Origin of the sequence: Pseudoalteromonas sp. NEC-BIFX-2020_015 (assembly GCF_012952265.1) — a bacterium.
Classification (GTDB): domain Bacteria; phylum Pseudomonadota; class Gammaproteobacteria; order Enterobacterales; family Alteromonadaceae; genus Pseudoalteromonas; species Pseudoalteromonas neustonica.
In genome coordinates this window covers 71,418-96,129 of the sequence record NZ_JABCJL010000005.1, presented here as the reverse complement: position 1 = coordinate 96,129, position 24,712 = coordinate 71,418, and the positions used below count along the sequence as shown (strand labels likewise).

Here is a 24,712-nt window from a genome sequence, read left to right as displayed (position 1 = left end):
ACTGCTATGTCTGCTATGACTCCCAGAGAAATCGTCCATGAACTTGACCAACATATCATTGGCCAAGCAAAAGCAAAAAAAGCCGTGTCTATTGCACTTCGTAATCGCTGGCGCCGCATGCAATTAAATGAAGATTTGCGTGCTGAAGTAACACCAAAAAATATTTTACTTATCGGCCCAACCGGCGTAGGTAAAACTGAAATAGCACGTCGCTTAGCTAAACTTGCCAACGCACCTTTTATTAAAGTGGAAGCAACGAAGTTCACTGAAGTGGGCTACGTAGGTAAAGAAGTAGAAACGATTATTCGTGACTTAGTTGACGTATCAATCAAAATGACACGTGAACAACAAACCAAAAAATTTAAGCACCGCGCTGAAGAAGCCGCAGAAGAACGCATTTTAGATGCCCTACTGCCACCAGCAAAAGATTCATTTGGTGAAAACCAGCGTGATGAAGGCTCGTCGACTCGTCAAGTTTTTCGCAAAAAATTACGTGAAGGTCAGTTAGACGACAAAGAAATCGATATTGATGTAGCGCAAGCACAGCCCAATGTTGAAATCATGGCACCTCCTGGTATGGAAGAAATGACCAATCAATTGCAAGGCATGTTCCAAAATATGTCGGGCGACAAGCGCACTAAACGCAAACTTAAAATTAAAGAAGCGTTTAAGCTGTTAATTGAAGAAGAAGCTGCAAAATTAGTTAACCCTGAAGAGCTAAAAGAACAAGCTATTTTTGCCGCAGAGCAAAACGGCATTGTTTTCATCGATGAAATTGACAAAATTTGTAAGCGCGGTGACTCTTCAGGTCCTGACGTGAGCCGTGAAGGCGTGCAACGTGACTTACTGCCGCTAATTGAAGGTTCAACCGTTAGCACTAAGCACGGCATGGTTAAAACAGATCACATGTTATTTATTGCCTCAGGCGCATTCCAAATGTCTAAACCATCTGACATGATCCCAGAGCTGCAAGGTCGCCTACCTATTCGCGTTGAACTTGAAGCGCTCACCGCTGATGACTTTAAACGCATTCTAACAGAGCCACACGCATCGCTTACTGAGCAACAGCGTGAGCTACTTAAAACTGAGCAAGTTACAGTAGAGTTTAGCGACGACGCAATAGAGCGCATTGCTAAAGCCGCATGGCAAGTAAATGAGAAAACCGAAAATATCGGCGCTCGCCGCCTACACACTGTGATGGAAAAGTTAATGGAAGAAATTTCATACGACGCATCAGAGCAGGCCGGTACAAGCATTGTTATTGATGCCGCATATGTTGAAAAACACCTAGGCGCATTGGTTGAAGATGAAGACTTAAGCCGCTTTATTCTTTAATTTCCTCTCTTATTTTAAGATATACTTTAAAGCCTCCAGTTGGAGGCTTTTTATTTACGCGAGTTTAGCCATGAAACAAGTCACTAAAGTTCATTATCACAGTGTTAGTAAAAACCTTGATGTTTATTTTGACGATAACAGCCATTGTACTTTTAGCTGTGAGTTTTTACGTGTTCACTCCCCTTCAGCAGAAGTGCAAGGCCACGGCAACGAACCGATGAAACTCGTACTTAATAAGCAATCCGTCGGTATTAAATACATAGAACCCGTCGGCCACTACGCACTGCGCTTAGACTTTGACGATGGCCACAACAGCGGCTTATTCAGCTGGGCATACTTCAGCCACCTACAAGCCCAACATGATGAATTATGGCAAACCTACCAACAACGCATCGCAGAGCATCAAGCTAGCAAAGACAGCGTACCGATCAAGTTTGTGCCTTAATGAGCTATAAGTTTTAAGTGGTAAGTTTTAAGTGGTAAGTTTTAAGTTTTAAGCGATAAGTTTTAAGCTGCTCGGCGTTAAAGTTAACTATGTGGTTCTGGTTGAGTGCAACGAAGATAATCAGAAGGCGCTAGGTAGCTAGATTCTAGGTTTTCATAAGCTCTAAAATAGTCTGGACAAGTTTTAGATTAATAAGCTTCAATCAAACCTGACAGTCGAGCTTGTACTGCGGTATCAACTCATTAACGCCCAAATAATAGAAAAATATCAGTTGACTAGAATATGTGCAGAAGGAGCAAAAACCAACTGTTATCTGCCCTTTTTTAATTACTTTGTTAGCTTTACGATTTTTATGATTTTGTTTTCTTTGATTGTTGGTAAGTAGCTAACTTTTAAGCAGCCACCATTTTTTACAACTTTACCAGGTAACTCTTTTTCATAGAAAAAAGGTGTTTTTGTGTAACTATTAAATGAAAACTCAACCCCTTCAACTTCGAATGTAGCTGTTTGCCTCTTAACCTTGTCTAACCTATAGTTTTGAATGCAGCCTGATACAACTGAAAAATCTCCCGCATCGATCTGCTTTTTAATCTCGCGATCTCGTTTCAACTCTGAGTATGTTACAAACAGTCCGATGAAAAAAATGAACCCGATAATAGTTAAAAGCCAATTGCGAGAAATATTTACTAAACTCGTTGCAAGGTCTGAAACAGCCGAAAACCTGATCAAAATAGCAAACAAAAATAACGCGGGGAGCATCCACAAAAAGTAATCCACGCTGGGCTCTATTTTAATTTCAAAGTAAGGACTCAAAATTTACCTAGTACTATAAATAACGAGCCTGTAGATTAACTCGTTTTTAATTTATTGTTATTGATGGCATAACCATAGCTGAGTTGCTATTTTGATTCAATCGCTTAGTAATACTCGTGTTAGATTATCGATTATTTAAACATGCCAATACTAATTAAGCGCTAAGTTTCCCCTCATTTACTTCTCATTCCCTTCTCTTTGTGCAAAAGATCTTTAACTGAATTATTCACAAAGAGATTAAGAGGCGCTGCGCCCATTTAATTATCCAAACAAAAAAGCCATAAGCTCAAAGCAACTCAAGGCTGCTTAAAACTTATGGCTTATAACTTAAAGCTTAAAACTTATGGCTTATAACTTAAAGCTTAAAACTTATGGCTTATAACTTAAAGCTTAAAGCTTAAAGCTTAAAACTGACAGCTAAACCTTAAACTTATCAATCGCTTTATGAAGTACACGTGCTTGTTCAGATACTTCTTCACTTGTTTGTGCATTGGTCACTGAATGAGCCGATGCATCTTCAGCAATATCACGTATCCGTACCACGTTTTTATTTACTTCTGAGGCGACTTGGCTTTGCTCATCAATTGCCGTTGCTATATGCGTACTCATATCCATAATCGTTTGTACATCTTCAGTAATCGAGCTCAGTAACTCACCCGCTTTAGTCGCTTGTGCTGCGCTTTCTCCACCTTGTGTACGGCATTGTTGCATGATGCTAACCACTTCTTGAGTGCGCTCTTGTAACGTTGAAATAATACTTTCTATTTCTTGCGTTGAGCTTTGAGTACGTTGCGCCAACGAACGAACTTCATCTGCAACTACAGCAAAGCCTCGCCCTTGCTCACCCGCACGAGCAGCCTCAATTGCGGCATTTAATGCCAATAGATTAGTTTGTTCAGCTATCGCTCGAATTACATCAAGTACAGACCCTATAGTCTCACCATCTTTTTCAAGCTGTGATACAACACTAGAGGCTTTACCTAAAGATTCAGATAATTGATTAATATGATTAACTGTTGATTCAACTTCACGGCGGCCTTGCTGGGCACTCACATTCGTTGATTCAGCTTTTTTAGCTGCGGCTTCTGTATTATGTGAAATATCTTGAATGGTTGCCTGCATTTCAGTTGCAGCGGTTGCCACCATATCAGCTTCATGAAGTTGTTCTTGCATACCTGAACTTGTTGCCGCAGTTGTTTCTGATAAATGCTCTGTTGCTACATTAAGCGTTTTTAGCGCCGTATTAACTTCATAAATAAGTTTTTTAAAGTCGCTAATCAAACTATTAAAGTCAATTGTCATCGTGGTTACTTCATCCTTTCCTATCTGCTCAATAGTAAGGCTTAAATCATTGTTACGACGAATCTCATTAATTGTATGATAAACCCGTTCAATAGGAATAATGATAGATTTGCTTGTAAAGTAAACGAGCGCCATTACGATTATACTGGCAAAAATAAATATAATAATTGCAAACATCTGCGCATCACTGGCTTGTTTTTCAACTTGCAGCTTTATATCGCTGGTAATTTTAGAGACAACCGCATCACTTTCTTTTACGCTTGACTTCATTTTACCTAATGCACCTGAATTTAAATCAAGGCCTAAAGCAACTTGCGCTTGAACTAGTGCATCAAACTTAGTTTGGTAACTACCAAGTAAGTTTGTTAGCTGACTTTGGTAACCACTATCAAAGCCTGCTTGAGCTATTTTTTTATTCAGTAACTCAGTAATATCATTAAACTTATCAAGATACTTAAGATCAAAGCGCAGCATAAAGTCTTTTTCTGAACGGCGCAGCTGCAACATTAGCGAAAGAAGTTCGTAGTTTTCACGCTCTTTCAATAGCGTCTCTACTTGATGCACGGCACCGCGCAACTCACCATAAAGGGCATCTTTTGGGTGTAAACCAATTTCTCTTTGTAACACTACAACTGTATTAAAATCTTGGTAATATCGCTCAGCCAATATTTTAAATTGATCGACTTCTTTATTTGGTACACCTAACTCATCAGTAACTGCTTTGAGCTTTGATATCTTAGCTTCAAGTTGTTGGTATTCATTTTCGAATAGCGCTAAGTCCTCCTCTTGCTTGTAGAATAAAAAGTTCTTCTCAAACTTTCTCATAGATAGTTCGTGGATATCTAGCTCTTCAGCGTATTGAATTGTTTCATTTAACTTAAGCATAATGCGTGCTTCATAAATGATAACAAATAACATTACGATCATAGCCAAACCAACGACTACCGCATTGAATTGCAAGCGACGTTTAATCGTCAAATTTTGAAGTAAACTCATTAACAACAGCCCTTAAATTAGTCTCACCATATAGTATAGTTAAATAATATTTTCTTCGCGCATATTATCTAACAATTTATAGATAATTTAAGTCAGTTGCCTTATTTAAGCACCAAAAGTCCTCAACTGACTCCTGACCACAATGATCTATGAAGTTGGTGTGTACTTCCCCACTGCCGAGCCGTTAACCACTCAATCAACGGCTGCGGATCGCTTGGGAAATTAATTAACCTTTTGCTTTCACTATTAATCCAATCATCTAATGCATAAGGATTTAAATACCTCATTACATGAGCCGCTTTCATAGCAAGTAACGTTTGTGCATTCGCATCTTGCTCAAATTGACCAGCTAATGGCTTTAACAATAATTTTTTACCTAATTTAAGCGCTTCACTTGACAGTTCAAAACCAGCATTAGCAATTACGCCACTTGCGTTAGCTAAATCGTTTAAAAACCCCTGGCGTGATAACCCTCTCAAATGAATGTGAGAGCAAGACTCATTGCTTGCATTGGGGTGGTAACAGTAAAATTCTTTTTCAGGAAAATCTTTTAGATAATCGACCACGCTAGTCAGATTTTCAAAAGGTAAATACACCAACACTTTATTATCGACACTTACAGGATTTTCATGAGGATGATTAGCAATAAAAGGTGGAATAATATTATCGGCAAATGGCTGCCAATGGACCCCTAAGTAAATATCTGCTGGGGCATAACACTTAATTAATGAACGATGGAATAGCCCGTGCCTAAACATTGGCACCTTTGGTGATAAAAAGGCAGCTTGATGACTCATGCCAATAACAGGTACGCCTTGGCGCTTTGCAGCCCAAGCAGTGATAGGTTCAAAATCATTAAAAACAAAATCATAACCAGATAAGTCCAACTGCTTTATATCAGACAACAATTTACACATTCGCGCATTTTTAATTGTACGATAACTATTTATTTGGCCATTTTGTGTTGAGAAAGATAACCCGCGAAAGCTGCGATAGTTAGTGAATGCCTCCATATCAAAATAATTTTCCTGAGCTCGTCCTGAAAAAACATAATCAACGTCAATATTCATACTACTAAATGCGTTTGCCATCACGCGAGCTCGTGTTATGTGGCCGTTTCCAGTTCCCTGAATACCGTACAATACCCTCATAAATAACCCACCACTAGTATGGCTGCCAAACCACAACTTGAACCTATTAACCCTCCCAGTACAACATCGGCAGGAAAATGAACACCTAGCACAACTCGGGATGCAGCAACGCCTACCGCCCATAAAAACCACACAACGCTTAATTGTGGAAAATATTGAGCAAGAATTATTGCCACTAAAAAAGCCCCCGCACTATGGCCTGATGGCAAACTAAATTTGTCACCCGGCACAATATACGCGCCTTTCACTAAGCAATCACAAGGACGTACGCGTGCAAACCCATTTTTAGCGATATAGTAAATAGGACGCTCGATTAAAAAGCCCAGTAATAAAGTAACCGCCAACAGCTCTTGTTCGCTACCTAGCCAGCTAACAGCAAAAGCGATAACGAGATACAAGCCTCCGTTACCACTTTTAGATAACCCTAATGCGGAATTTTTTAGCCATAAAGGGGAATTACCATTAAACAACTTAAGAAATAAATTTTCATCCAGCTGCGCAACCTTCTTTAATATATTGTACTCACTCATTACTTGCTCCTTTTTCATGCAAACCTGTGCACAATTTCAGCATAGGTGCTAGAAATAACAATTAGGTGAAAGTTTTAAGACACTAATATTGCTTTTACTGTTTTAGCGCATTATTTGTTTAAAAAGAGCGCTATTTACTGGTATTAAGTCGTTGTTATTGCGTTTCAGCAAGGTATACTGAAGTACAAGCTAACGTATCTTTAGAGGATAATAAAAATGGATTACAGCACTTCAGATTTATGCGATCACTTTGCCGACGTGGTCGACGTGCTCGAACCTATGTTCATCAATTTTGGTGGCCGTCATAGCTTTGGTGGTCGCATCAAAACAGCTAAATGTTTTGAAAATAATGAACTGATCCGTGAGATACTCTCTCAAGAAGGCGAAGATCGCATATTGCTCATTGACGGTGGTGGTTCTACACGTCGGGCACTTATTGATATAGAGCTGGCAGAGTTAGCCACAGAAAATAACTGGCAAGGTATTGTTGTCTATGGTGCAGTGCGCCATGTTGACGAACTTGAAGAGATTAATTTAGGTATTCAAGCAATTGCATCTATCCCTGTCGCTGCTGATAGCGAAGGCGCTGGCGAAGATGGCATTGGCGTTAATTTCGCTGGCGTGTCTTTTTTCGATGATGATTATGTTTATGCAGATAGCACTGGTATTATTTTATCTGGTGAAGAACTTGAACTGGAAATCATAGAAGACTAAAAGTGACCGCCTACTTAAATATCTACGATGAAGCGACTGTTAAACCTTGGTGCAACAGTCGTGCAAATGAAAAAAAAGCATGGCAGTCAATCGCCCTCCTCGACACCCATGTTGACCCATTACAAGCGATGCAAGATGCCGCCCAATTTGGTATCCGTTATGTGCTCATTGGCATTTGCGAAGATATCGGTCCTCGCGCTAATGTAGGTAATGGTGGTGCACAAGATGGCTGGCAAGCATTTGTTAAACGTTTCTTAAACCAACCCGACAACCAATTTTTAGCCAGTGATAAGGTATTACTTTTAGGCGAAGTTGATGTTGCCGATTTAACCCTTGCTGCATCAAGCTTAAGCAATCAACACCCAAGGCAACTTGAGCAATTACGTGACTTATGTGCCCAACTTGATCAGCGTGTTGAGCAAGTTTTAAGTTTAATATTTACAGCAGGTTTAGAGCCAATTGTTATTGGCGGTGGTCATAATAATTGTCTGGGTATTATTCGCGCATTAAGTAAACATAAAAATAACCCTATTAATGCGATTAATTTTGACCCTCATGCTGATTTTCGCGATTGCGAAGGTCGTCATAGTGGTAATGGCTTTCGTTATGCTTATCATGAACAACGCTTAAATAATTATCATATTATTGGTATGCACGAGCTAAAAAACAATCAAGCAATTATTGATGCTTTAGCTGCTGCCAACTTTAACTATGATAGCTATCAGTCACTGCAAGTAAGACGTGAAAAAACACTTAGCGATGCATGCCAACAAGCTTTGCAAAACTTAACAGATGCACCCCTTGGTGTTGAAGTCGACCTTGATAGCATTTCATTAATGCCCGTTAGCGCGTATACCAATTGCGGTTTTAGTGTTAGCGACGCAGAACATTTTGTGCATTTAGCTGCTAGTCAAACAAATAGTCACTATTTACATCTATGTGAAGCAGCACCAAACCAGCACCCTAGTGGATTGCAAGCAGGTATTAACGATGCCGGACAAATCATTTGTGCACTAACTAATGCGTATTTACAAGCGCGGGAAAATGTAAAAAGCGTTTAATGCTCAAGCTGCCATTGTTTTAACCATGTAATCATCCCTACACTGCTTAGCGGATGACTAAAGTAATAGCCTTGTGCAGCGTAAGCATTTAAACTTTTCACAAAATTGAGCTGCTCAATCGTTTCTACCCCTTCGCAAATCACTTTGGCATTCTGTTTATTATGCATTTCGACCATACCACCAACTAAACTGCGAATATGACCTTGATGACTAAAGTCGGCAGTCAATGCTGGTGCAACCTTTACATACTCCACCGCTAAATTTGGTAATTTAGCTAACCAAACCGGGCTATCACCTAAACCATCAACGCATACCTTAATACCAATACTATTAAGGCGTGCAACCATTGCTTTGCCTTGATCATCTAAACTCATAAATAAATTTAACGGGCATTCAATTATCAAATCCCCAGGCTGAAGCTGGTGCTCAGTAAAAACATCATCAATAAAATCAATAAACTCTTCATTAAGCATTTCCGAACCAAACACATTTATGCTCAAGGGTATCCTAATACCCTCCACACGCAGTGCCATTGCCAATTCTGCCGCACGTTCAATCACAAATGTAGCAAGTGGGAAAGCAAGCCCTGCAATACGTATGTCATCAATAAAACGGTGTGCTGATAATATCCCTTGCTTTGGGTGTTGCCAGCGTAGTAACAGCTCTAAGAACTCAATTTTTTCATCTGTATTTCTTATCACTGGCTGAAAATAGAGCTCAAGCTCTCGTGCAAAGTCTATATTAGTCAACTCTTTTAAGCGCGCCTGCTGCTCTAGCTGCTCTATTTTCATTTGTTGGTGATAAGCAACTACCTGCTGAGGCTCTACACTATCAAGCGCTAAGTAACCACATGAGATAAGATTATCAAAACTACCCTCCTGTTCATCACAATCTACATAACTCGCACGTGCCTTCACTTCAATTGTACAATTTGCGACATTGAAAGGCTTTAGAGTAGCACCTAATATTTGACTAATTAGCTGTTCATGCAGGTGCTTTTGCTGCTCCAAATTACATATAAATGCGAAATTTAACCCACCTAAATGTGCTAACTTTTGGTCCCCACCTAAACTAACAACTTCATCCATATTCAAAAACTCTTTAATACGGTTTGCCGATTGAGCTAATAATAAATCCCCAAAATCTCGTCCTATATGTTGATTTACTTCTTTAAACCCTTCTAAGCGAATAATTATTAATACACCGCGATAATGCTGTGGCTCACGCCACGCATAATAACTATTACGTAATTGCTTACAACTAGGAAGACTCATTAACGGGGATGCTGCAGCAAAGCCTTCTTGCTCTAAGCTTTGTGTTTCGGTGCTGTGCGGTTCTAAATCTTGCTCATCAAAATAGCCAGATGCTGCCAGTATAATACTTGCCAATGTGACTAAAAATAAGGGTATGCCTAAAAGCAAATTAGCAGCAAATAATATTATGAATATTATTGCTGCGCAGTAACTTAGCGTGAGTAACGTTGAGTTATTTTGTTTAGATGCTTGCCATAAGTGAAGGCAAATGCTCAATGCTAACAACAATTCTAAATAAGGAAATGCAGCACTTAATATCGCTAGCGAAATAACCCCGTTGAGTATATAGCTAAATCGCAACTGCGATTTATTAACTACACACAAAGCGCAAACCATCGCCATCAATACCATACCGGCTAAAAAAACGGGTAACTGTGTATTGTTTAAAAAAGCGCTCCTTGCTGCGTATTCAAATCCAGTATTTGTTAATAGCGCAATTAAAGACATTGAGTAAGTACAACATTAAAATAGACTAATTAAGTCTACCCAATATCCACAGATTTAACAGTTTATTTACGCCTAATTGATAACTTAATTGCGCTGGGTGAGAAATTTGCCAATGTGCAATGTCAGCTCGTAGCCCTATTTTTAATTCACCACGGTCTTTTAAACCAAGTGCTTTAGCTCCATTGCACGTCACTCCAGCTAGAGTTTCCTCTGGCGTTAAACGAAATAATGTACACCCCATATTCATCATTAATTGCAAAGAACACAAGGGTGAGGTGCCCGGGTTAAAGTCTGTTGAAATAGCCATTGGTACATTGTATTGCTTTAATAACTCAATTGGCGGCTGCTTAGTTTCACGTAAAAAATAAAATGCGCCGGGTAATAAAACAGCCACAGTACCCGCTGCGGCCATAGCCTTTACTCCCGCTTCATCTAAATGCTCTATATGATCTGCCGATAAACCTTTAAATTCAGCAACAAGCTCTGTGCCATGTTGGTTAGATAACTGCTCGGCATGGCATTTTACAGGCAAACTATGTTTTTTTGCGGCTGCAAACACGCGACGTGTTTGCTCATTACTAAAACCAACATTTTCACAAAATACATCAACCGCATCAGCTAAATTAGCTGCAACAATCTGATCTAACATTTCGTTACACACCAAATCAATATACTCATCACTACGACCTTTATACTCAGGTGGTAATGCATGTGCCCCTAAAAAAGTGGTTTTTATATCAACGGGATGATTTTCACCAAGTAGGCGCGCTACTTCGAGAATTTTTACTTCATTTTCGCAGTCAAGTCCGTAGCCCGACTTGATTTCAATCGTAGTTACACCTTCAGCATAGAGTGCATTGAGGCGATCTTTCGCCAGCACAAATAACGCTTCATGGTCAGCCTCTCGTGTTGCCCTTACAGTGCTGGCAATACCACCACCTTGCGCGGCAATTTGCTCGTAACTAACACCTTGCAAACGCTGTTCGAACTCTTCAGCCCGTGAGCCAGCAAAGACTAAGTGAGTATGACAATCTATTAAACCGGGTGTTAGCCACTGCCCTTTAGCAGACACTGTCGGTGTTGCTAACACATCAAATGTTGGTAAGTCACTTTGCTTACCAAGCCATGCGATATGACCATCTTTAACCGCCAGCGCCGCATTTTCAATTGCACCATACGGTGCATCAATATTGCTATCCATAGTGGCTATATTGGCATCAGTGATCAGTAAGTCCCAGTCATTGCTGTTATCTGTCGCGGTTAATGTGGTCATATCGGTTCCTAAAATTCTTTTTTATTAGTCTAGCAAGCCATCTTGTATATACAAGATAAATATGTCATCTTATAGTTAATAGGTAATTTAAAAAGATTGTAAAAACTCTAATGACGACACCTAAATTCGCACAAATAAAGCAGTTTATTGTTGATAATATTCGATCCGGCGCATGGCAAGAAAACCAACGCGTGCCTTCAGAAAACGAATTAGCTGAACAATTTAGTGTCAGTCGGATGACAGCACGCCGAGCATTGAGTGAACTTACAGAAGCGGATATCCTCACTCGTAGCCAAGGTTTAGGTACGTTTGTTGCCAGCTTTAAATCACAATCATCATTGCTTGAAATTAAAAATATTGCAGATGAAGTTAAAGCCCGCAGCGGTAATTACAGTTGCACTGTGTTAGTACTTGAATCTATCAGCGCCGTTGCACCTATTGCCATTGCTTTAGGTGTTGAAGTAGATAGCCTAGTGTATCGCAGTGTATTGGTGCACAACGAAAATGATCAGCCGCTGCAAGTAGAAGAACGCTTTGTTAATCCTGCTTTGGCAAAAAGTTACCTACAACAAAATTTTACCGTATTAACGCCGCACGAATATTTATCGAGCGTTGCGCCGTTAACAGAAGCTCGCCACACAGTGGAAGCGATAATGCCCAACAGCGAAATGTGCCAATGGCTAAACTTATATCATGAAGAACCTTGCTTACAGGTTATACGCCGTACGTGGTCATCATCAGGCATTGTTAGCTTTGCACGTTTAGTGTCACCAGGGAGTAAATATCGCTTAGGTGGCCATTTAACATTTAAAAAATAAAATAATACACGAATCAAAAAGATGCGCTTAATTGCGTATTTTTTAAAACAAAATCAGTTGTATATACAACAGGAGTACTCCATGAACAACAGACTTGATGAATCTCGCGTTATCCGCGCGCCACACGGCGATAAAATCAGCGCTAAAAGCTGGCTCACAGAAGCCGCTAAGCGCATGTTAATGAACAACTTAGATCCAGAGGTTGCTGAGCACCCGCACTCGTTAGTGGTATACGGTGGCATTGGCAGAGCAGCGCGTGATTGGCCTTGTTTCGATAAAATAATCGAAACCCTCGACAGACTCGAAGACGACGAAACGTTACTCGTGCAATCAGGTAAACCAGTTGGGGTATTCAAAACTCACAGTAATGCACCACGGGTTTTAATTGCAAACTCAAACTTAGTGCCGCATTGGGCTAATTGGGAGCATTTTAACGAACTCGATAAACTTGGTTTGATGATGTACGGTCAAATGACTGCGGGCTCGTGGATTTACATAGGCTCACAGGGTATTGTACAAGGTACATACGAAACCTTTGTAGCGATGGCAAAACAACACTTTAATGGTAATGCCGCTGGAAAGTGGGTACTTACCGGTGGTTTAGGTGGCATGGGTGGTGCACAACCTCTTGCTGCAACCATGGCAGGATTTAGTGCTTTAGTTATCGAATGTGACGAAACTCGCATCGATTTTAGAATAAAAACCCGTTATGTTGATGTTAAAGCGACTGACTTAGATCATGCTCTTGAACTTATCAACGCTGCTTGCGCCAAAGGTGAAGCACTATCTGTTGGTTTACTCGGTAACGCCGCTGACGTATTTAGTGAATTAGTTAAGCGTGGTATTACCCCTGATGTTGTAACCGATCAAACCTCAGCTCACGACCCACTCAATGGTTACTTACCACAAGGTTGGAGCATGGACCATGCTGCAAAAATGCGTGAGCAAGAACCACAAGCCGTGGTTAAAGCTGCAAAGCAATCTATGGCGGTGCAAGTAACTGCTATGTTGGCATTACAGCAAGCAGGCGCGGCAACCACTGATTATGGTAATAACATTCGCCAGATGGCGTTTGAAGAAGGCGTGACAAATGCCTTTGATTTCCCAGGTTTTGTGCCCGCTTATATTCGCCCATTATTTTGTGAAGGCATTGGCCCATTCCGCTGGGTTGCACTCTCTGGTGATCCAGAGGATATTTACAAAACTGATGCAAAAGTAAAAGAACTTATCCCAGACGATAAGCACTTACACAATTGGCTTGATATGGCCCGTGAGCGTATTCAATTTCAAGGCTTACCCGCGCGTATTTGCTGGGTTGGGCTAAAAGACAGAGCGCGTTTAGCTCTGGCGTTTAATGAAATGGTTAAAAATGGCGAACTAAAAGCACCGGTTGTAATTGGTCGCGACCATTTAGACTCAGGCTCGGTGGCCAGTCCAAACCGTGAAACCGAAGCAATGAAAGACGGCTCAGATGCTGTATCAGATTGGCCATTACTTAACGCATTGCTGAATACTGCAGGCGGTGCAACGTGGGTTTCTTTGCATCACGGTGGCGGGGTTGGTATGGGCTTTAGCCAGCATTCTGGTGTGGTTATTGTTGCCGATGGTACTGACGAAGCAGCTGCACGTATTGGCCGTGTATTATGGAACGACCCTGCAACAGGCGTAATGCGCCATGCTGATGCTGGTTACGATATTGCAATTAACTGTGCTACCGAGCAAGGCCTCGATCTACCAATGTTAAATAAGGAATAATCATGTTTGAACTTACTCTCACACCTGGCCAACTTGATTTAGCGACACTACGCCAAATTAATGTATCGCCAGTAAAATTGACGCTTGCCCAAGATAGCGAAATTAAAATCGCTGCCAGCGCACAAACTGTTCAAGACGTGATTGATCAACATCGTACTGTGTATGGTATCAATACCGGTTTTGGCTTACTCGCTAATACCAAAATTGCCGAACATGAATTAGAGCTGTTACAGCGCTCAATTGTGCTTTCGCATGCTGCCGGCATTGGTGCCTACATGGATGACAGTACCGTAAGATTAATGATGGTACTGAAAATTAATTCATTATCTCGTGGTTTTTCAGGCATTCGCTTAAAAGTCATTGAGTTTTTTATGCAATTGCTTGAAGCACAAGTTTACCCTTGCGTACCAAAAAAAGGTTCAGTGGGTGCATCAGGTGATTTAGCGCCATTGTCACACATGTGCTTACCACTGCTTGGTGAAGGCGAAATGCGCTACCAAGGTAAACTAATTAGCGCTGTTGAAGGCCTTAAAATTGCCAACCTGGAGCCACTGACTTTAGCCGCAAAAGAAGGTTTAGCACTATTAAATGGCACTCAAGCTTCAACTGCATTTGCATTACAAGGTTTATTTCGTGCTGAGGATTTATATGCGCAAAGCTGTGCGATTGGCTCTATCAGCATTGAAGCCGCAATGGGCAGTCGTTCACCATTTGATGCGCGTATCCATGATATACGTGGCCAACGTGGGCAAATAGATACCGCTGCAATTTTCCGCGAGATGTTAGGTGAGCAATCACAGATCAGTGAAGCCCATGTTGATTGTGAAAAAGTACAAGACCCATATTGCCTACGCTGCCAACCACAAGTACTCGGCGCATGTTTAACGCAGATTCGCCAAGCCGCTGAAGTATTATTGTGTGAATCAAATGGAGTGACTGATAATCCACTGGTATTTGCAGATGTGGGCGATATTATCTCTGGTGGTAACTTCCACGCAGAACCAGTCGCAATGGCAGCTGATAACTTAGCATTAGCGATTGCCGAAATAGGTGCACTCGCTGAGCGCCGTATCGCGTTATTAATTGATTCAAACCTATCAAAACTGCCACCTTTCTTAGTTGAAAATGGCGGTGTTAACTCTGGCTTTATGATTGCGCAAGTTACAGCTGCAGCATTAGCATCAGAAAACAAGTCACTGGCACATCCAGCGTCAGTCGATAGTTTACCTACTTCAGCAAACCAAGAAGATCATGTGTCGATGGCAACTTTTGCGGCACGCCGTCTAGGTGAAATGGCCGACAACACGCAAGGCGTACTAGCAATTGAATGGCTGGCATCAGCACAAGGTCTAGAGTTTAGAAAGCCATTACTCGCATCTGAAAAAGTTGAACAAGCCAAAGCAACTCTGCGCACAAAAGTTAGCTACTACGACAAAGACCGTTATTTCGGCCCCGATATCGAAGCAGCTAACTTGTTATTACAACAAGGCGAGCTGTGTAATTTATTACCTAAAGGCGTATTACCATCGTTTTAAATATCAAACTGGTAGTTAAAACCAAGTGATTCAATAGCCGAACCATCAATGATGCGTTCGGCACTTTCGTCACTAATAAAGGTAGGCGTCTGAGTACCATATTGCTGGCATTTTTGTTGATAATAATCTGCTTTTGTAGGGTGAGCAGGATTGACTACATTATAAATTGGCGCTGCAATTTGCCATTTATCCAACACGCTAATAATCGCATTAATCACATCTTGCTGCTGCACCATATTAACGCTTTGTCTACTTGAGCTTTGTAGTTCTTTACCAGCCACAAAACGACCAGGCTCTCGATCTGGCCCGATCAAACCACCTAATCTAAGTACTTTTCCGCCCGCATTTAAAACACACTGCTCAGCCTCAAGTAACGGTTGTTGGCGTGGGCTAGTTACTACGATCGGGCTTTGCTCATCATAAATTAAGTTATCTGGCCCATACACTGCCGTTGATGAGCATAATAAAAAACCTTTCGCATTCATATTACCAGCAAGTTCAATCGCTAACTTTAAAGTCTCTAAATAATGGCTATCAGCCTGACGACTACGGGGGGGTATAGCACACACCCACCAAGCATCTTGTAAATCGAGTTGATGACTTAACTGATTATTTTCAAACACCAATCGGCGCTGAAATGCATGTTGATGTTCAATACCACGATGGGTTCCTTGCACATCCCAGCCTTGTGCTAGTTGCTGCAAACATAAAGGGTGCCCAAGCCAGCCTGCACCTAATACAATTAAACGTTCTTTTATTGTACCCATTTTGTAACATCGTCCTTACAATTTAATAAAATGTTATTCATTTGTCTTACCTCACAATATGGAGATTAGGACTAATATATGATTAGATAAGCTTGCTTACTCTACTAAATAATAAGAATGTGTGCACTTATGTTAAAAAATTTATCATTGCGAAAAAAAATATTATTGCTAATCGGTGGCACTATCACTGTGCTGTTGATCGCTGCTTCATCTTACTTTGTTAATCATATCGCTTCACTATCACGCCAAAGTATTGAACGGGAAGCTCACAGTTATCTGCAAAGTGAGCAACTCTCAATGCAAGGTTATTTTGCCCAATACGGAAAACTGGTCAATACATTCGTTAATAATCCCCATTTAGTAAATTGGTTTGATGCATGGGATAAACGAGATCAAACACTAACAGGTGCGCCTGGCTACGATGAAGTAAACCAAGATTTTGTGCGTATTAGTAGCAATGATGAGAATATCTTATCAGCATTTTTTGCTTCAGCTAAAACGGGTGAATACTTTAAAGAACACGAACGGACTACTCACTACAATGGTCAGCCATATTACGCGTATAAGAGAGGATGGTGGCAGGATGCATTAAAAATAAATCGCTTATATGTTGGCCCAATTTCAGTTGATCTAACAACTGGTAATGCTTCTGCCGTTGTGCAACAACCAGTGTATAACCAACAAGGTGAATTAGTTGGTTTCGGTGGTGTGGACTTACAGCTCAACAAAATCAATAAAATGGTTGAAGACGTTCGTTTTAATGGTCAAGGCTATGGCTTCTTGCTTGATGGAGACCAAAAAGTTGTTCATTTATCTAAACGTACTAATCATAAACTTTCAGTAACTGACGAGGGACCCAATGGCAAACAAGGCTTAGATGCCCTCGAAAAACAATTCAGCGACACTCAAGGATTTACTGAACTTAATCTGCAAATGAAGAATACTATTAGCGGTGATGCTACAGTCATTTTAAAAGGCCAAGAGTATTTTGTTGTTTATAACCGCTTACAATTAGAGCAGCCATCTTTAGACTGGTATGTGGGTATTTTAGTGCCAAGAACAATGATTGATGAGCCAGTTAATGAAGCCGTCATGACGACGACGACATCTGTTGTGGTTATTCTATTGATCATCATTGCAATGATCTTGTGGGCTACTCACATGATCTCAAAACCGATAATTACACTGACTCATATTATGCGCGACATTGCCTCAGGCGATGGTGATTTAACTCAAAAAATCACCATCGATAGCCAAGATGAAGTTGGCCAGCTTGCGTTGCACATGAACACATTTATCGATAAGTTGCGTGCCATGATGCTCGACACAGCGGCTCAAGCAGAACAACTAACTAACGCCGCGGCGCAATTAAAATCAGTGTCGCAAAAAACCAATGATGAAATTCAGCAGGAAAAACAACAGGTCGATAGTGTTAGTGCCGCAGTGACTGAAATGGCCTCTACAGTAATGGAGATCTCGCGTAACGCTCAACACACTAATAATGCAGCTGAAGAAGTGCAACATATCACCGCAGACGGAACATCGCGCTCGCAAAATGCACAAAGTGTGATGACGGCACTCGCTGAGCATATTGGCGAAGCATCAAAAGTGGTTGCGGGCCTTGAGCAAGAAAGTAGCAATATTGGTGCGGTTGTTGACGTGATAAATGCCATCGCAGATCAGACGAACCTGTTGGCGCTCAATGCTGCCATTGAAGCCGCGCGTGCTGGTGAGCAAGGCCGTGGCTTTGCTGTTGTTGCCGATGAAGTTCGATCGCTTGCAAGTCGTACACAAGAATCAACGGATGACATTCGCAATATGATTTCACGCTTACAGCAAATTGCGCAGCAAGCTTCCACTATGATGCAACAAGGACAAGAGCGCGCACAAAGCTCGGTGGCACAAACACAAGAGGTGTTAGATGCATTGCAGAACATTGCAGACTCAGTGACTAAGGTACAAGATCAAAGTCATCACATTGCCACCTCAACCGAGCAACAAACAGTGGTTGCTGAAGATATAAATAATAGCTTAGCTGCTATCAACCATTTAGTGAATAGTACTGCAGATCATGCACTTGAACTTGCAGACGAAGCGCGCGATCTCAATGATCTTGCAAGCTCATTGAACAATACTGTAAACCAATTCAAACTTTAACGACTCTACAAACCATAAAAAGAGTGCGCTTACAGCACTCTTTTTTGTTGCAGATCAATACTGACATTACACAGCTTTTTTATAATTGTTGAAACAATCGTAAAGGTGCGCGTGATGATTAATTTACCCAAGTGGGATCAAAGCTTAATAAATAAATACAATGTGTCTGGACCAAGGTACACCTCCTACCCCACGGCATTGTCGTTTGATGATGGCTACCAACAGCAAGATTTGCTCCGTGCAATTAATTCATCCAATAATCGCAGCTTATCTTTATATATTCATATCCCGTTTTGTAGCCAGCTTTGCTATTACTGTGGTTGCAACAAAGTGATTACCCGCCATCAATCAAAAGCTGATCTGTATCTTGATTACCTTGAAAAAGAAATCATTGCGCAAGCACCGTTATTTGAACAATATCATGTTGAACAGCTACATTTAGGGGGGGGCACACCCACTTTTTTAACCGCCGAACAAATGAGTCGCTTAATCTCGTTATTAAACCAACACTTTAAATTTACAGCCAATGCTGAGCGTGGTATTGAAATAGATCCACGATCACTAGCTGATGGTATGCTCAGCCACTTACGCACACTTGGTTTTAATCGCGTGTCGTTTGGAATTCAAGATTTTAATGATGCAGTACAGCTTGCAGTCAATCGCCCACAAAGTGCCGATGATGTGAAAGGCTTGATTAGTGAAGCCCGCAAGCTTGGCTTTACATCAATTAACGCTGATATGATTTATGGCTTACCTTTGCAAACACCCCAGAGCTTTAAAGAAACGATAGATCAGCTTATTGCCCTTAGTCCTGATCGTGTCTCTGTATTTAATTATGCACATTTACCCGATCGCTTTGCCGCGCAGCGCAAAATTAAAGATGCCGATCTACCTAACGCGCACGATAAACTTACCATGTTTAAAAATACCTTAGAGCAAATGAGCGATGCTGGTTATCAATTTATAGGGATGGATCACTTTGCTAAAACCACAAATGAATTAGCCGTCGCGCAAAATAGTCAACAATTACATCGTAACTTTCAAGGCTATACCACCCATGGAAACTGTGATTTACTGGGGTTAGGCGTATCGTCTATTTCACAAATCGGCACTGCCATTTTACAGAACCAAAAAGAGTTAAAGCATTATTATTACGCCCTAGATCATCAACTTGGCTGTGCAATAACTAAAGGAATGCAACTGGACAGCGATGACGTGATACGCGCAGCTGTCATCAAACAGCTTATTTGTCACTTTGAACTCAATATGCAAAGCATTGCTGATCTATATCAACTCGACTTTGAGCACTACTTTGAAAGCTCGCTCAAAGCTCTAGAGCCACTAATTGCCGACGGTATGGTAGCTATTGACGGCAAACGTATTATTGTCACCGCTCGTGGTAATTTGTTTATTCGTATAATTTGTATGTGCTTTGATGCTCATTTGCAAAAACAAATAAACGCGACGCGATTCTCACGAGTAATTTAGCCTAAATGGTCAAAACAAAAAAGCAGACCTAGGTCTGCTTTTTCAATTTAGCTATTGTGAACAAGTTAGTTAAAAACGACATTCTCGCTGCCCGGAGCAGCTTTGAAGTCTTCAATGATTTTCTCACAGTCAGCTTTAATCGCATCAGCGTTACTTTCTTCAGCACGCCAGCGTGCACTATCTAGCTTAAATATTTCTTTCTTTGAATACTTTTTACGCGCATCATGAGTCGGCATTTCTTTAACCACTTCATACATCGCAAAAATACCAGGATAACGCATAGTAAGGTCATCATCATGTTCAAAGCTATATTGCGACATCAACACCCAAATACGTAAACAGCCTTCAGAGAACTCACACTGCTCTTGATGCATTGCTCGAGCAATCAAATGAATACTATCTGCAAGCTTAGCATTGCGCTCTAAACGAGATTTAGCAAGCTTTGCTTGCTGCTTAGCCTGCTCTTTAGCTATGAGCTTCTTTTGCGCACTCACCTTATACAGCAATTGCCCTGCATAAAATGCCAACCCTGCGATGATCACAGCGCCCACACACAGAGCTAAGATCATCACATTCATTATTTATCGTCCTCATCATCTAGCCATTCATTGGCTAAATCATTAGATAAATAATTATCAAAGTCACTGTTACTTTCTTCGATGAAATCTTCATCATCAAAGTCATCCCCGTCTTCGTCTTCTATACCAAGCAATTCACATAACTCTTGATGACGGTCGATACGACTGTTGAAGTATTTTGCATCTTTACCTGTTAATAGAGTACCGCTTTCATGTATCTCAACTAGTTTTAACAAACGCTCATCATTTTCTAGCGCTTCCAGTTCTTGCTCTGGCGTAAACTCTGGCTGCACAACTTTTTTCAACTCAACTTGTGGCTTTAAGTTACGCTTTAATTCAATGACAGGCTCTGGTGCAACAGCAACTAAAGATATTGGCTTTTTACTACCAACACGCTTATCTTTATTATGCTGATTACTTTTTGTATCAGGCTTTAAAGCTTCAATCGAATTACGTGAACCTGACTTAGCGCCTTTGGTTTTTTTAACACGTTGTTCTTTCAGTGCACGCATTTCTTTAAGCTTATCTTGGCTTAAACGAACAGGGCCATTTGATGGGCTTTTACGTGATTTTTTCGTTCTACTCATATCTTGATCATCTCACTTAAGAGGTTTTGAGCAACACTCATTTAGCGTTGCGATGCTGGCCTTGCCAGAAGAATTTGGTTTGTGCGGATTGAGGTTGGGTAACTCGACTACTAGCGCACTTTATACTTTTAAGTATAAACGGTTGCCATTGTAACAGGACAAATAAAAAGGCGGTAGAGAAAACATCTCTACCGCCTGCTAATCTGAGCGCCATTTAACTGGACACTTCTCCCTTCGACTTTTTAGTCTTTATTTTTATTGTTATTATTGTTGTTCCATTTTTTTATTATATTTACCTTCCGTGTGGCATTCCATTTTATTATTATTTTTTAACTTCCATGACTTTTTATTATTATCGGTCTTCATTGACACTTTTTTAGTATTTCCTTTGAGAACATCAATCGATGTTTTAACCCCAGTATTATCGCCGTACTACTTTCCGTATAGTTAAATCCATATTGTTTTTATTGTTTCAGCGACAGGGGTTAATTTACGCATTAATAAATTTGTTACAACTAATTTATATAATATTTATTGCACAGCTCAAATTGCAACATGACGAAAACATTAAATTACAATAGGTTACTTCAATAAGTGAAATTAAAATAAGACTTAGCTTACAACGCAGTATGGTCAATGTCTCACAGGTGAGTAGGTTATATCGGCAAATTCTGGACACAAAAAAAGCAGCGAATGCTGCTTTTTATCGTTAGTATGGAGCTTAGTACTAAAAACCAAGCTATTCCATACTACTTTAGTGTAGACCACCTAAGTACTTAGAAAGTACTTCGATATCTTTATCTGTTAGTTTTTGAGCAATATCTTTCATCATTCCATTTAAATCATTTTCACGTGAGCCATCACGGAATTTCTCAAGCTGTGCTTTGATATATTCTGGATGTTGGAAAGAAATTTTTGGAAACTTAGCTAATGAAGAACCATTGCCGCGTGGACCATGACATGATGCACACGATGGAATACCACGTTCAGCATCTCCAGCTTTAAAAAGCATTGCGCCAACTTCAACTACATCTTTAGGTGTTTCACCTTCAGACATGTTTAATGACGAAAAATAAGCTGATAAGTCTTTCATGTCTTGATCGCTTAATGGCATTGCCATTGCGCTCATAACAGGATCCATTCGGCCGCTTTTGCCACCCGAAGTCATACCAAGTTTAAATTCGGTAAGTTGCTTGTATATGTAATCTGCGTGTTGGCCTGCAATTTTCGGGTAGATATTAATCGGTGCATTACCGTCTGGGCCGTGACAAGCCGCACACGTTGCTGATTTTTCTTTACCTGCGTTTACATCGCCATCAAATGCTGTTGCGTTGCTTGCTGACAACGCACCAAGCAATATAGTTAAAGATAGTGCTATTTTTTTCATGGTGAATTCTCTGTTCCGACCCTGTATCATCTACAATATGGATGTTGTGATATGTATATTCTACACGATAATAAATTCTCTGGCACGTTTTCTACTCACATTAAACTTATAAATTATAGGGTTTTGACCTAGATTAAGCTTTAGTTGCATAGTTTTACTCAATTTTAAGCCCTTTTGAAGACCTAAAGACGCTTTTTAATACGGCTGTAATAGTATAAAATACGCGCCTTGAGTAAAATTAGTTTACTCTTCTTCTTTATTTATGTACTTAGGAAAGCCTGTGCTCAAATCTCGTATCAAATATAACACTGCGTCGTTCGTTACCAGCGCTCCAGACATCACTAAATTACCTGCTGATACGGGAATTGAAGTTGCATTTGCTGGTCGCTCCAACGCAGGTAAATCGAGTGCGCTAAATGCACTAACAGATCAAAAACTAGCACGTACCAGTAAAACGCCTGGTCGTACACAGCTGATCAATACATTTGAGCTTGCTGATGTTGATGATATGCGTTTAATCGATTTACCTGGTTATGGTTTTGCTAAAGTACCAATCGAAATGAAAAAGAAGTGGCAGAAATCATTAGGTGAGTATCTACAAAAACGCCAAAGCTTAAAAGGTATCGTGATTTTAATGGATATTCGCCACCCATTAAAAGATTTAGACCGTGATTTAATTAACTGGGCTATTGGCAGTGAAATTCCTGTGTTAGCGCTTTTAACAAAGGCTGATAAGCTAAAACAAGGTGCACGTAAAGCACAAGTATTGCAAGTTCGCCGTGAACTTAGCACACTTGATGGTGATATCACTGTGCATGCCTTTTCATCATTAAAAGGCACAGGCTTACCTGAAGTTGCTAAAAAATTAGATGAATGGTTCTTAGGGCCTATCATCGCTATCCCGCCACAAGAACCAGAACAAACACCTGAATCAGATGCGAGTTAAACTCAGCTTAGTTAAACAACTACACATTTAAATAAAAACGCTGCCCTGCAGATTGAATGAAATAGCCTTGCTCATCAGCTTGTGCTATTTCTTCAGCCCACTGATAAAATACACTTCTCGCTATTCGTGCACTACATCCATTTGGTAATTGTAAATAAGGTATCTCATTGCCTTGATAGTTTTGCATTACCAATGGTAAATCAGCACTGACCAACCACGTTCTTTCTATGTTGTCACGACAACACAGTACTGTGCCTTGCGCTGTCTGCTCCATGTGCCATGCAATAATATTAAAAGGCGCATCAATAACTGTAATTGCGATTTTCTCAACGGGTGTTTTTAAGTAAAACTGACCTTGCTCTTTACATAATACGCTAGCAAATAGCTTAACCATTGCACTGCGTGTTATCTCGCTACCTGCATAATGCCATTTGCCTTGCGCATCAATAACAATGGGCAGCTCCCCACAATGAGCCGGTTGCCAACTATCAAACGGCTTGCTTGGCTGACTCAATTGGGCAGCCAACTCTTTGAGTGAGATCACTGTTTTTTAAGTGTTAGTGTAAACGTGACGGGTACTGCGGTTGCTATAGAGGGTAATCCAGCTAACTTTTGTAACTGTGTAATGCCTTCAGTCACACTAAAGTCAGCGGCATTAATAATCACAGGTGTAAACGAACTTACCGTCATATCGCCGTTTTCTAATACTGTCACTAATACATCAATGTTCAATGTTTTTGTTTGACCATGAAAATTCAGCTCTGCTTTTTTTCCTTCAAGAAGGTGCAAACCTGGCTTTAGTATTTTTACTGCGCTTGATAAATCGGCGCTAAGTGTCGCAGCAGGAAATTTAGCAACCTCAAAAAGCAACTTACTCATGCGCTCGTTACGAATAGGAATAAGCGTTTCAACTGAATTAAGGTCTATTTCTAATTTAAATTGACCTTGCTCCAAAAGCTCACCCGTTAATGCCTTAAAGTGATGCGCCTCAGCAATTGAATTACTTTTAATTGATACAAAACTAACTTTACTATGCTCGTTATCAAGCTGCCAATCTGCATGCGCAAAGCTGGCTGAAAATAAACTAGTGAGTGATAAACCAATAATCGCAAATGACTTAATCATGACGCAACTCTTTAAAAATGAAAATGAGTCTTAATAGTATCACTTGCATTATTAAGTGCAATCAACGTCTTGATAATTAACATCTAAATAACAAAAAAACGGCCCCGTAAATTAATGCGGGGCCGGCATAGCAAACTGGGGAGAAGCTATCAATACGTTGCACCCTTTCGAGTGCATCATCAACAGGAT

22 protein-coding genes are annotated in these 24,712 nt (G+C 40.5%); 10 read left to right on the top strand and 12 right to left on the bottom strand.

Annotation, left to right across the window (positions count from 1 at the left end; genetic code table 11):
- Positions 1 to 6: 6 nt before the first annotated feature.
- Positions 7 to 1,335 (top strand): HslU--HslV peptidase ATPase subunit, encoded by a 1,329-nt coding sequence (gene hslU, locus HH219_RS05380; protein WP_054204889.1) that lies wholly within the window; start codon positions 7 to 9, stop codon positions 1,333 to 1,335.
- A gap of 70 nt (positions 1,336 to 1,405) precedes the next feature.
- Positions 1,406 to 1,780, top strand: coding sequence for a gamma-butyrobetaine hydroxylase-like domain-containing protein (locus tag HH219_RS05375; RefSeq protein WP_169326847.1), 375 nt, complete (start codon positions 1,406 to 1,408; stop codon positions 1,778 to 1,780).
- 327 nt (positions 1,781 to 2,107) lie between these two features.
- On the opposite strand, the gene HH219_RS05370 is transcribed toward HH219_RS05375, so the two are convergent.
- The 4 genes from HH219_RS05370 to HH219_RS05355 all read right to left on the bottom strand — a co-directional run bounded on the left by HH219_RS05370 (position 2,108) and on the right by HH219_RS05355 (position 6,572).
- Positions 2,108 to 2,521, bottom strand: a complete 414-nt coding sequence (locus HH219_RS05370) for a hypothetical protein (RefSeq protein ID WP_249118457.1) — start codon at positions 2,519 to 2,521, stop codon at positions 2,108 to 2,110.
- A gap of 489 nt (positions 2,522 to 3,010) precedes the next feature.
- A complete protein-coding gene (locus tag HH219_RS05365) occupies positions 3,011 to 4,891 on the bottom strand; it encodes a methyl-accepting chemotaxis protein (RefSeq protein WP_169326845.1) in 1,881 nt (626 codons plus the stop codon).
- Positions 4,892 to 5,013: 122 nt separating this feature from the next.
- Complete coding sequence (locus tag HH219_RS05360; protein ID WP_054204893.1) at positions 5,014 to 6,042, bottom strand: MJ1255/VC2487 family glycosyltransferase; 1,029 nt, start codon at positions 6,040 to 6,042, stop codon at positions 5,014 to 5,016.
- A complete protein-coding gene (locus HH219_RS05355) occupies positions 6,039 to 6,572 on the bottom strand; it encodes a phosphatase PAP2 family protein (protein ID WP_054204894.1) in 534 nt (177 codons plus the stop codon). The genes HH219_RS05360 and HH219_RS05355 overlap by 4 nt, the downstream gene beginning before the upstream one ends.
- Positions 6,573 to 6,788: 216 nt before the next feature.
- On the opposite strand from HH219_RS05355, the gene rraA reads away from it, so the two are divergent.
- Both rraA and HH219_RS05345 read left to right on the top strand, forming a co-directional pair.
- On the top strand, positions 6,789 to 7,286 hold the full coding sequence (gene rraA, locus HH219_RS05350; RefSeq protein ID WP_054204895.1) for a ribonuclease E activity regulator RraA: 498 nt from the start codon (positions 6,789 to 6,791) through the stop codon (positions 7,284 to 7,286).
- Between the two features lie 2 nt (positions 7,287 to 7,288).
- Positions 7,289 to 8,347 (top strand): formimidoylglutamase, encoded by a 1,059-nt coding sequence (locus tag HH219_RS05345; protein WP_169326844.1) that lies wholly within the window; start codon positions 7,289 to 7,291, stop codon positions 8,345 to 8,347.
- Here HH219_RS05345 and HH219_RS05340 read toward each other — a convergent pair.
- Both HH219_RS05340 and hutI read right to left on the bottom strand, forming a co-directional pair.
- Complete coding sequence (locus HH219_RS05340) at positions 8,344 to 10,002, bottom strand: GGDEF domain-containing phosphodiesterase (protein WP_169326902.1); 1,659 nt, start codon at positions 10,000 to 10,002, stop codon at positions 8,344 to 8,346. The two genes, HH219_RS05345 and HH219_RS05340, sit on opposite strands and share 4 nt — an antisense overlap.
- A 130-nt stretch (positions 10,003 to 10,132) precedes the next feature.
- Positions 10,133 to 11,380 (bottom strand): imidazolonepropionase, encoded by a 1,248-nt coding sequence (hutI, locus tag HH219_RS05335; RefSeq protein ID WP_169326843.1) that lies wholly within the window; start codon positions 11,378 to 11,380, stop codon positions 10,133 to 10,135.
- Between the two features lie 110 nt (positions 11,381 to 11,490).
- Between hutI and hutC the strand changes: the two genes are divergently transcribed.
- The 3 genes from hutC to hutH all read left to right on the top strand — a co-directional run bounded on the left by hutC (position 11,491) and on the right by hutH (position 15,488).
- A complete protein-coding gene (gene hutC / locus HH219_RS05330) occupies positions 11,491 to 12,198 on the top strand; it encodes a histidine utilization repressor (RefSeq protein ID WP_054204898.1) in 708 nt (235 codons plus the stop codon).
- Between the two features lie 81 nt (positions 12,199 to 12,279).
- Positions 12,280 to 13,953: a urocanate hydratase gene (hutU, locus tag HH219_RS05325; protein ID WP_054204899.1), complete on the top strand. Its 1,674-nt coding sequence runs from the start codon at positions 12,280 to 12,282 to the stop codon at positions 13,951 to 13,953.
- Positions 13,954 to 13,955: 2 nt separating this feature from the next.
- Positions 13,956 to 15,488: a histidine ammonia-lyase gene (hutH, locus tag HH219_RS05320; RefSeq protein ID WP_169326842.1), complete on the top strand. Its 1,533-nt coding sequence runs from the start codon at positions 13,956 to 13,958 to the stop codon at positions 15,486 to 15,488.
- Here hutH and HH219_RS05315 read toward each other — a convergent pair.
- A complete protein-coding gene (locus HH219_RS05315; protein ID WP_054204901.1) occupies positions 15,485 to 16,255 on the bottom strand; it encodes an NADP-binding protein in 771 nt (256 codons plus the stop codon). The two genes, hutH and HH219_RS05315, sit on opposite strands and share 4 nt — an antisense overlap.
- Before the next feature lie 129 nt (positions 16,256 to 16,384).
- Here HH219_RS05315 and HH219_RS05310 point away from each other — a divergent pair, with 129 nt between their 5' ends.
- Complete coding sequence (locus tag HH219_RS05310) at positions 16,385 to 18,412, top strand: methyl-accepting chemotaxis protein (RefSeq protein WP_054204902.1); 2,028 nt, start codon at positions 16,385 to 16,387, stop codon at positions 18,410 to 18,412.
- 114 nt (positions 18,413 to 18,526) lie between these two features.
- On the top strand, positions 18,527 to 19,900 hold the full coding sequence (gene hemN / locus HH219_RS05305; protein WP_169326841.1) for an oxygen-independent coproporphyrinogen III oxidase: 1,374 nt from the start codon (positions 18,527 to 18,529) through the stop codon (positions 19,898 to 19,900).
- Between the two features lie 65 nt (positions 19,901 to 19,965).
- Here the strand turns inward: hemN and HH219_RS05300 are convergent, their stop codons facing one another.
- The 3 genes from HH219_RS05300 to HH219_RS05290 all read right to left on the bottom strand — a co-directional run bounded on the left by HH219_RS05300 (position 19,966) and on the right by HH219_RS05290 (position 22,452).
- On the bottom strand, positions 19,966 to 20,481 hold the full coding sequence (locus HH219_RS05300; protein ID WP_099458989.1) for a DUF2489 domain-containing protein: 516 nt from the start codon (positions 20,479 to 20,481) through the stop codon (positions 19,966 to 19,968).
- A complete protein-coding gene (gene yihI, locus HH219_RS05295; protein WP_054204905.1) occupies positions 20,478 to 21,065 on the bottom strand; it encodes a Der GTPase-activating protein YihI in 588 nt (195 codons plus the stop codon). Before yihI ends, HH219_RS05300 begins: the two co-directional genes overlap by 4 nt.
- A gap of 754 nt (positions 21,066 to 21,819) precedes the next feature.
- A complete protein-coding gene (locus tag HH219_RS05290; protein WP_054204906.1) occupies positions 21,820 to 22,452 on the bottom strand; it encodes a c-type cytochrome in 633 nt (210 codons plus the stop codon).
- A gap of 280 nt (positions 22,453 to 22,732) precedes the next feature.
- Between HH219_RS05290 and yihA the strand changes: the two genes are divergently transcribed.
- The gene (yihA, locus tag HH219_RS05285; protein WP_054204907.1) at positions 22,733 to 23,398 is read left to right on the top strand and encodes a ribosome biogenesis GTP-binding protein YihA/YsxC; all 666 of its coding nucleotides are present in this window, start codon (positions 22,733 to 22,735) and stop codon (positions 23,396 to 23,398) included.
- Positions 23,399 to 23,417: 19 nt separating this feature from the next.
- Here yihA and HH219_RS05280 read toward each other — a convergent pair whose 3' ends face one another.
- Entirely contained in the window at positions 23,418 to 23,942 is a 525-nt protein-coding gene (locus HH219_RS05280) for a DUF1285 domain-containing protein (RefSeq protein ID WP_054455769.1), read from the bottom strand.
- Positions 23,939 to 24,523 carry a YceI family protein gene (locus HH219_RS05275; protein WP_169326840.1) on the bottom strand — a complete coding sequence of 195 codons (585 nt, stop codon included), beginning with the start codon at positions 24,521 to 24,523 and terminating at the stop codon, positions 23,939 to 23,941. The genes HH219_RS05280 and HH219_RS05275 overlap by 4 nt, the downstream gene beginning before the upstream one ends.
- Positions 24,524 to 24,712: the final 189 nt, after the last annotated feature.

What these genes read in the sequence shown, in the direction of transcription:
- hslU (WP_054204889.1), top strand. Translation starts at nt 7, where the DNA reads ATGTCTGCTATGACTCCCAGAGAAATCGTCCATGAACTTGACCAACAT.
- HH219_RS05375 (WP_169326847.1), top strand. Translation starts at nt 1,406, where the DNA reads ATGAAACAAGTCACTAAAGTTCATTATCACAGTGTTAGTAAAAACCTT.
- HH219_RS05365 (WP_169326845.1), bottom strand. Translation starts at nt 4,891, where the DNA reads ATGAGTTTACTTCAAAATTTGACGATTAAACGTCGCTTGCAATTCAAT.
- HH219_RS05360 (WP_054204893.1), bottom strand. Translation starts at nt 6,042, where the DNA reads ATGAGGGTATTGTACGGTATTCAGGGAACTGGAAACGGCCACATAACA.
- HH219_RS05355 (WP_054204894.1), bottom strand. Translation starts at nt 6,572, where the DNA reads ATGAGTGAGTACAATATATTAAAGAAGGTTGCGCAGCTGGATGAAAAT.
- rraA (WP_054204895.1), top strand. Translation starts at nt 6,789, where the DNA reads ATGGATTACAGCACTTCAGATTTATGCGATCACTTTGCCGACGTGGTC.
- HH219_RS05340 (WP_169326902.1), bottom strand. Translation starts at nt 10,002, where the DNA reads ATGGCGATGGTTTGCGCTTTGTGTGTAGTTAATAAATCGCAGTTGCGA.
- hutI (WP_169326843.1), bottom strand. Translation starts at nt 11,380, where the DNA reads ATGACCACATTAACCGCGACAGATAACAGCAATGACTGGGACTTACTG.
- hutC (WP_054204898.1), top strand. Translation starts at nt 11,491, where the DNA reads ATGACGACACCTAAATTCGCACAAATAAAGCAGTTTATTGTTGATAAT.
- hutU (WP_054204899.1), top strand. Translation starts at nt 12,280, where the DNA reads ATGAACAACAGACTTGATGAATCTCGCGTTATCCGCGCGCCACACGGC.
- hutH (WP_169326842.1), top strand. Translation starts at nt 13,956, where the DNA reads ATGTTTGAACTTACTCTCACACCTGGCCAACTTGATTTAGCGACACTA.
- HH219_RS05315 (WP_054204901.1), bottom strand. Translation starts at nt 16,255, where the DNA reads ATGGGTACAATAAAAGAACGTTTAATTGTATTAGGTGCAGGCTGGCTT.
- HH219_RS05310 (WP_054204902.1), top strand. Translation starts at nt 16,385, where the DNA reads ATGTTAAAAAATTTATCATTGCGAAAAAAAATATTATTGCTAATCGGT.
- hemN (WP_169326841.1), top strand. Translation starts at nt 18,527, where the DNA reads ATGATTAATTTACCCAAGTGGGATCAAAGCTTAATAAATAAATACAAT.
- yihI (WP_054204905.1), bottom strand. Translation starts at nt 21,065, where the DNA reads ATGAGTAGAACGAAAAAATCACGTAAAAGCCCATCAAATGGCCCTGTT.
- HH219_RS05290 (WP_054204906.1), bottom strand. Translation starts at nt 22,452, where the DNA reads ATGAAAAAAATAGCACTATCTTTAACTATATTGCTTGGTGCGTTGTCA.
- HH219_RS05275 (WP_169326840.1), bottom strand. Translation starts at nt 24,523, where the DNA reads ATGATTAAGTCATTTGCGATTATTGGTTTATCACTCACTAGTTTATTT.